Annotated in this window: 5 protein-coding genes; 3 read left to right on the plus strand and 2 right to left on the minus strand. The window is 60.5% G+C overall.

Going from position 1 to position 5,473, the window contains the following annotated elements; genetic code table 11:
* Positions 1 to 388: 388 nt before the first annotated feature.
* Complete coding sequence (bglX, locus tag BM321_RS29095) at positions 389 to 2,680, minus strand: beta-glucosidase BglX (RefSeq protein WP_092446447.1); 2,292 nt, start codon at positions 2,678 to 2,680, stop codon at positions 389 to 391.
* Positions 2,681 to 2,931: 251 nt separating this feature from the next.
* Between bglX and BM321_RS29100 the strand changes: the two genes are divergently transcribed.
* The 3 genes from BM321_RS29100 to BM321_RS29110 all read left to right on the plus strand — a co-directional run bounded on the left by BM321_RS29100 (position 2,932) and on the right by BM321_RS29110 (position 5,065).
* Positions 2,932 to 3,540, plus strand: a complete 609-nt coding sequence (locus tag BM321_RS29100; RefSeq protein WP_092332783.1) for a LemA family protein — start codon at positions 2,932 to 2,934, stop codon at positions 3,538 to 3,540.
* A gap of 123 nt (positions 3,541 to 3,663) precedes the next feature.
* Positions 3,664 to 4,419 (plus strand): TPM domain-containing protein, encoded by a 756-nt coding sequence (locus BM321_RS29105; RefSeq protein ID WP_092446449.1) that lies wholly within the window; start codon positions 3,664 to 3,666, stop codon positions 4,417 to 4,419.
* A 28-nt stretch (positions 4,420 to 4,447) separates the two neighbouring features.
* The gene (locus BM321_RS29110; protein ID WP_092332779.1) at positions 4,448 to 5,065 is read left to right on the plus strand and encodes a TPM domain-containing protein; all 618 of its coding nucleotides are present in this window, start codon (positions 4,448 to 4,450) and stop codon (positions 5,063 to 5,065) included.
* Positions 5,066 to 5,204: 139 nt separating this feature from the next.
* On the opposite strand, the gene BM321_RS29115 is transcribed toward BM321_RS29110, so the two are convergent.
* Positions 5,205 to 5,473, minus strand: a 269-nt coding sequence (locus BM321_RS29115) for a transposase (RefSeq protein ID WP_139236205.1), incomplete at its 5' end; no start/stop codon positions are given.

The raw sequence follows: 5,473 nt of genomic DNA on the forward strand, positions 1-5,473 counted from the left end.
TGCGTGATAAATCACCAACTCATCTTTGGCGACATCAACACCCACGATCGGCTTTGCGACAGAAACCGGCATTGCCATTGAAAATCCTCCGGGCTAAGGTTTGAACACTTGAAGGGTTCACCCAGAGGCGCAGGCTTGTTCCTATCGTCGGTCTAGGCCAGATGCATTCTTTATCGGCGCTTGGGTGAAAGGAGGAGGGGTGAAATCTCCCACGGTCTGTACTGCGGCTAACAGTCAGAATCGAGCTTTGTCCCTCCTCCCCCCTTCAAGTCCTACCATACAAGCGAGCTTGCTCGCGATGGCGGTCTGACAGTCAACATCTCAGTTGAATGTTAAGCCGCTATCGCGAGCAAGCTCGCTCCCACATGGGTTTTGCAGGGCCAGAGAGTCAGAGCAACTCAAAACTCTGCTGCTTCACGTCCTGGGAATCCAGGCCGATCTGCACGTTGAACTTGCCCGGCTCAGCCCCGTACTTGAGTTGAGCGTTGTAGAACTTCAGGTCGTCTTCGGTAATGGTGAAGTGGATGACTTTCTTCTCGCCGGCCTTGAGCATCACCTTGCGGAAGTTCTTCAGCTCTTTCACCGGACGAATGATCGAACCGGTCACGTCCTGGATGTACAACTGCACCACGGTTTCGCCGTCACGCTTGCCGGTGTTTTCCAGGGTCACGCTGGCATCGAGCTTGCCAGTCTTGTTCAGCGTGGTCGATGACAGGGCCATGTCCGACAGGCTGAACTCGGTGTAGCTCAGGCCGTAGCCGAACGGATAGAGCGGGCCGGTGGTGTCATCGAAATACTGCGAGGTGTAGTTGCCCGGCTTGCCCGGCGTGAACGGCCGGCCAATGCTCAGGTGGTTGTAGTAGGTCGGAATCTGCCCCACCGAGCGTGGGAAGGTGATCGGCAGCTTGCCCGACGGGTTGTAGTCGCCGAACAGCACATCCGCGATGGCGTTGCCACCTTCGGTGCCGCTGAACCAGGTTTCCAGGATCGCATCGGCCTGCTGCTTTTCTTCCAGCAGCGACAGCGGACGGCCATTCATCAGCACCAGCACCAGCGGCTTGCCGGTGGCCTTCAGGGCCTTGATCAGCTCGCGTTGGCTGGCGGGGATGTTCAGTTCGGTACGGCTCGACGACTCATGGGACATGCCACGGGACTCACCCACGGCGGCCACCACCACATCGGCATCCTTGGCGGCTTGCACCGCTTCGTCGATCAGCACCTGGGCCGGGCGCGGGTCATCCACCACTTCCGGGGCATCGAAGTTGAGGAAGTTCAGGTAGTCGAGCACCTTCTTGTCGGCGGTGATGTTGGCCCCACGGGCGTAGATCAGCTTCGACTCGGCCCCCAGGGCGCGGGTCATGCCATCGAACAGGGTGACCGATTGCGCAGGGCGCCCGGCCGCGGCCCAACTGCCCATCATGTCGATCGGAGCCTTGGCCAGCGGGCCGACCAGGGCGATCTTCGCGGTCTTCTTCAGGGGCAGGGTCTGGTTGCGGTTTTCCAGCAGGACCAGGCTGCGGCGTGCCACGTCACGGGCATCGGCGCGGTGCAGGCGGCTTTCGGCGTAGGTGTCGGCCGGGTCGTCCTCGGCCTTGCCAATGCGCAGGTACGGATCCTTGAACAGGCCCATGTCGTATTTGGCCGCGAGCACTTCGCGCACGGCGTTGTCGATGTCACTCTGTTCGATCTCGCCGGCCTTGAGCAGCCCGGGCAGTTCCTTGCCGTAGAGCGAGTCGTTCATGCTCATGTCGATGCCGGCCTTGATCGCCAGCTTCGCCGCTTCGCGACCGTCCTTGGCGACGCCGTGCTTGATCAGTTCGAAGATGGCGCCGTGGTCGCTGACCGCCAGGCCGTTGAAGCCCCATTCCTTGCGCAGCAGGTCGTTCATCAGCCAGGTGTTGGCGGTGGCGGGCACGCCGTTGATGGAGTTCAGCGCGACCATCACCCCGCCGGCTCCGGCGTCGATGGCGGCGCGGTAGGGCGGCAGGTAGTCCTGGTACATTTTCAGCGGACTCATGTCCACGGTGTTGTAGTCCCGGCCGCCTTCCACTGCGCCGTAGAGGGCGAAGTGCTTGACGCTGGCCATGATGCTGTCGGCCGCGTTGGCGCCGTTGCCCTGGAATGCCTTGACCATCACCCCGGCGATGCGTGACACCAGGTAGGTGTCCTCGCCGAAACCTTCGGAGGTCCGGCCCCAACGTGGGTCGCGGGAAATGTCGACCATGGGCGCGAAGGTAATGTCCAGGCTGTCGGCCGCGGCTTCCTGGGCGGCGATGCGCCCGGAGTGGTAGATGGCGTCCATGTCCCAGCTCGAGGCCAGGGCCAGGGGGATCGGGAAAATCGTGCGGTGGCCGTGGATCACGTCATAGGCGAAGAACATCGGGATCTTCAACCGGCTGCGCATGGCCGCGTCCTGCATCGGACGGTTCTCATCACGGGTGATGGAGTTGAACGTGCCGCCGATGTTGCCGGCGGCGATTTCCTTGCGAATCATCTCCCGGGGCATTTCCGGGCCGATGCTGATCAGGCGCAATTGGCCGATCTTCTCTTCGAGGGTCATTTGCTTCATCAGGTTGCTGATGAACGCGTCCTTGTTCTCTATGGGGGCGGGCAGGTTGTCGGCTAATACGGATTGACTGGCCAGACTGACAAACAGGCCCAGCAAACACAGCTTCTTCATGAATAGTTTTCTCGCAAGCCTAAAGGGCGGTGATCAGGACACGCCGGTCAGCCAAAATGTGAGGAGCGGCTATTGTTGTTCGGCTAAATACAGCACACTTTCGAACCCATTGGGCTGAACTTAGTTTCACACTGCGCATCTTTTAGCCCATCGACCCGATTCAATCCAGCGCGGCGGCAGATTATGCCCCAGACGCCGGTGAGATAGGTGGCAGTGTTTTATCCAATGTATGCAACGGAGAGCGTCACCCGATGAATCTACGACTGAACCACCGCACCGGCCTGCGAATGCTGGCCCTGATGCTGTTCACTACGTTGCTGGCCGGTTGTGGTATCAACAATATCCCGACCCTGGACGAACAGGCCAAGGCCGCCTGGGGCCAGGTGCAGAACCAGTACCAGCGCCGTGCCGACCTGATTCCCAACCTGGTGGAAACCGTCAAGGGCTACGCCCAGCACGAGCAGGAAACCCTGACCGCGGTGATCGAGGCACGGGCCAAGGCCACATCGATCCAGGTGGACGCCAGCACCTTGGACAACCCCGAAAAACTCAAGCAGTTCCAACAGGCCCAGGATCAGTTGACCGGCGCGTTGAGCCGGCTGATGGTGGTGTCCGAGCGTTATCCGGACCTCAAGGCCAACCAGAATTTCCTGGCGCTGCAATCGCAGCTCGAAGGCACCGAGAACCGCATCGCCGTGGCACGCCGCGACTTCATCCTGGCGGTGCAGAAGTACAACACCGAGATCCGTACGTTCCCGGGCCGCCTGTGGCACAGCGTGATGTACAGCGACCTGCCGCTGCGCGAAACGTTCGAGGCCACCAGCTCCAATGCCGAAAAAGCCCCTGAAGTGAAGTTTTGATCAATCCGGCAGTTTGAAGCGTTGTGGGAGCGAGCTTGCTCGCGATGGCGGCGGCACATTCAGCATTGCTGCAAGCTGACCCACCGCTATCGCGAGCAAGCTCGCTCCCACACAGGAGTTCCAATGCGCGTGTTGAAAATTGGCCTGGTGCTGTTGCTCTGGGTGTTTGCAGTCACGGCACAGGCCGAATTGAAATTTCCAGCGTTGACCGGGCGTGTGGTGGACACCGCCCAGATGCTCGACCCTTCGGTGCGCGCGCAACTGGAGACGCAGCTCAAGGCCCATGAACAGGCGACCGGCGAACAGGTGGTGGTCGTGACCCTGGCGGACCTGCAGGGCAGCAGCATCGAAGATTTCGGCTATCAACTGGGGCGCCACTGGGGCATCGGGCAGAAGGATAAAAACAACGGCGCGCTGCTGATCGTCGCCCGGGATGACCGTAAACTGCGCATCGAGGTGGGCTATGGCCTGGAGGATCGCCTGACCGATGCCCAGAGTTCGGTGATCATCAACCAGGTGATCACGCCGGCCTTCAAGACTGGCAATTTCGACAAAGGCATCAGCGACGGCGTCGCGGCGATGCTGGTGGTGCTGGGCGGCAGCCCGCTGGACGAGCCGGCGCCGGCCTACAGTACGGATGGACAGCAGGAGCAGGGCGATTTTGTCGAGCGCCATGCCGGGCTGTTCATCTTCCTGGTGATCCTGTTTATTTTGACGATATCGGTCTGTCAGATGCTCGGTATCCTGACGACCGGGCGCGGTGGCTCCAGCGGTTCGGGCAGCGCCGGTGGGGGCGGCTTCAGCGGTGGCGGCGGCGGTGGTGGCTTCAGCGGTGGCGGTGGCAGTTTCGGGGGCGGCGGTTCGTCGGGCGGCTGGTGACAATAATAATGAGCAGGCACTTTTAACCATGGCATTACTGACTGAACACGAACAACGCAAGGTCGCCGAGGCCATCGCCCGGGTCGAGCAGCATACCGACGCCGAACTGGTCACGGTGCTGGCCGCCCGCGCCGACGACTACGCTTACATCCCACTGCTATGGGCGAGTCTGCTGGCGCTGGTGGTGCCCGGCGCGGTCCATTACCTCACCGGTTGGTTGGCGCTGCACAGCCTGTTGCTGGTGCAGTGGGTCAGTTTCATCGTGTTGTGCCTGGTGTTTCGCATCCCAAGGATCACCACTCACCTGATCCCCCGTTCCGTGCGTCACTGGCGGGCCTCCAACCTGGCACGCCGGCAATTTCTCGAGCAAAACCTGCACCACACCGTGGGCAGCACGGGTGTGCTGATCTTTGTCTGCGAGGCGGAGCGGTATGTGGAAATCCTCGTCGATGAGGGTATTTCCAAACACCTGGACAACACATGCTGGGACGCCATCGTCGCGACGTTCACCCAGCAGGTTCGCCAGGGGCAGACCTTGCAGGGTTTCGTGACGTGTATCCAAGCCTGCGGCGAATTGCTAAAGGACCATGTGCCGGTGACTCATGAGCGTAATGAGCTGCCGAATCGGTTGGTGGTGCTGGGCTGAAGGTTTCCTGTCGGCACAAACCGTGGGAGCAACGCTTGCTCGCGATGAACGATGAGTCGGTTTTGCCTGCCGAATCGCGGGGAGTGTCAGGTTTTTTGTGTGCGGGCCGGTAACGGCCTGCCGTTAGGCAGACCTTCATTTACCACGTCGGCCTGATGAACCGGTCCCCGTACAGGATCGCGAATTGATTCATGGCACTTTTCCAGTCGTGGGCCGCACTGCCCCAGTTCGCCGTGATATTGCGCAAGCCCAGCCAGATTAATTTGATTGCAGCGTCATCGGTTGGGAAGTGTCCTCTCGTTTTAATGATCTTGCGCAGTTGAGCGTTGATGCTTTCGATTGCATTGGTCGTGTAGATCACTTTTCGAATGGCCGGTGGGAAAACAAAAAATGGGACGACTCGATCCC

It is taken from the genome of Pseudomonas sp. NFIX10 (assembly GCF_900111955.1).
In the GTDB taxonomy this organism is placed as follows: Bacteria; Pseudomonadota; Gammaproteobacteria; order Pseudomonadales; family Pseudomonadaceae; genus Aquipseudomonas; species Aquipseudomonas fluorescens_AA.

Excerpts from the sequence above, each read along its gene's own strand:
- bglX (WP_092446447.1), bottom strand. The coding sequence starts at position 2,680 with ATGAAGAAGCTGTGTTTGCTGGGCCTGTTTGTCAGTCTGGCCAGTCAA.
- BM321_RS29100 (WP_092332783.1), top strand. The coding sequence starts at position 2,932 with ATGAATCTACGACTGAACCACCGCACCGGCCTGCGAATGCTGGCCCTG.
- BM321_RS29105 (WP_092446449.1), top strand. The coding sequence starts at position 3,664 with ATGCGCGTGTTGAAAATTGGCCTGGTGCTGTTGCTCTGGGTGTTTGCA.
- BM321_RS29110 (WP_092332779.1), top strand. The coding sequence starts at position 4,448 with ATGGCATTACTGACTGAACACGAACAACGCAAGGTCGCCGAGGCCATC.